At 67.0% G+C, this 1,350-nt stretch carries 1 protein-coding gene; it reads left to right on the top strand.

Annotation, left to right across the window (positions count from 1 at the left end; genetic code table 11):
- The first annotated feature begins 41 nt into the window (after window positions 1-41).
- Window positions 42-1,175 (top strand): IS701 family transposase, encoded by a 1,134-nt coding sequence (locus ACFVM3_RS41910; RefSeq protein ID WP_043829840.1) that lies wholly within the window; start codon window positions 42-44, stop codon window positions 1,173-1,175.
- Window positions 1,176-1,350 lie beyond the last annotated feature (175 nt).

Raw genomic sequence — 1,350 nt, 5'->3', positions numbered from 1 at the left:
TACTGCAACGGCAGTTGGTCGTCGTGTGGTAGATCATCGTTGTGGTGGTCGATGTGGTGATGGGGCAGCTGGATCGGGTTCATGATCGGATCGCGGGACGGTTCAGGCGGTCGGAGCCGCGGGGCCGGGCTCGGGAGTATGTGTCCGGGCTGGTCGCGGGGTTGGAGCGGAAGAACGGCTGGACACTGGCGGAGCAGTCCGGTGAGGTGTCTCCGGATGGGATGCAGCGGTTGTTGCGCTGGGCGGACTGGGACATCGACGGGGTGCGTGACGACGTGCGGGACTACGTGGTCGAGCATCTCGGCGAGCCGGGCGGCGTGCTGATCGTGGACGACACCGGGTTCCTGAAGAAAGGTGTGCGCTCGGCCGGGGTGCAGCGGCAGTATTCCGGGACGGCGGGGCGGATCGAGAACTGTCAGATCGGGACCTTTCTCGCCTATGCCGGTGATCATGGGCATGCGCTGATCGATCGGGCGCTGTATCTGCCGGAGCCGTGGATCGCCGACCGGGACCGGTGCCAACGGGCGGGGATTCCGGATGAGGTCGAGTTCGCCACGAAGCCGCGGCAGGCGATGGGCATGCTGGCGCGGGCGTTCGAGGCGGGTGTGCCGTTCGCGTGGGTCACCGCCGATGAGGCCTACGGGCAGGTCAAGTACCTGCGAGCCTGGCTGGAGGAACACGACGCCGCGTACGTGCTGGCCACCAAGGTCAACGACACCCTGATCACCGCCGAGGGCACCGAACAGCGGGCCGATGAGCTGATCGCGGACCTGCCCGCCCGGGCGTGGCGGCGGTTGTCGGTCGGTGCCGGCGCGCACGGGCCGCGCGAGTACGACTGGGCACGGGTGCCGGTCCGGATTGGCTGGCAGGCCGGGCGCGGGCACTGGCTGCTCGCCCGGCGTTCGATCTCTGATCCGACCGAGATCGCCTACTACATCTGCTACGGGCCCCGCCGGTCCACCCTGCTGAACCTGGCCTGGATCGCCGGGGCGCGCTGGCGGATCGAAGAGTGTTTCCAGCAGGCCAAGAACGAAGCCGGACTGGATCACTACCAGGTCCGGTCCTGGCGGGCGTGGTACGCCCACATCACCCTGTCGATGCTCGCCCACGCCTGGCTCGCCGTCGCCAAATCCCTTGCCATAAAAGGGGAATCGGTATCGCCGAACCAGACATGATCAGCTTTACACTACCGGAGATCCGGCGCCTGCTCACCAAGCTGGTCCTGCGTGTCGCCGACGCCGCCGAACACATCTGGTCCTGGTCACGCTTCCGCCGCCGACGACAACACCAAGCCCGCCTCAGCCACTACAAACGCCGCGGCTACCCACTTCCTTAACTGCCGTTGCAGTA

Origin of the sequence: Amycolatopsis sp. NPDC057786 (assembly GCF_042797905.1) — a bacterium.
Lineage (GTDB): Bacteria > Actinomycetota > Actinomycetes > Mycobacteriales > Pseudonocardiaceae > Amycolatopsis.
The sequence above is the reverse complement of the archived record's forward strand: the minus strand, read 5'-3'. Positions and strand labels throughout refer to the sequence as shown.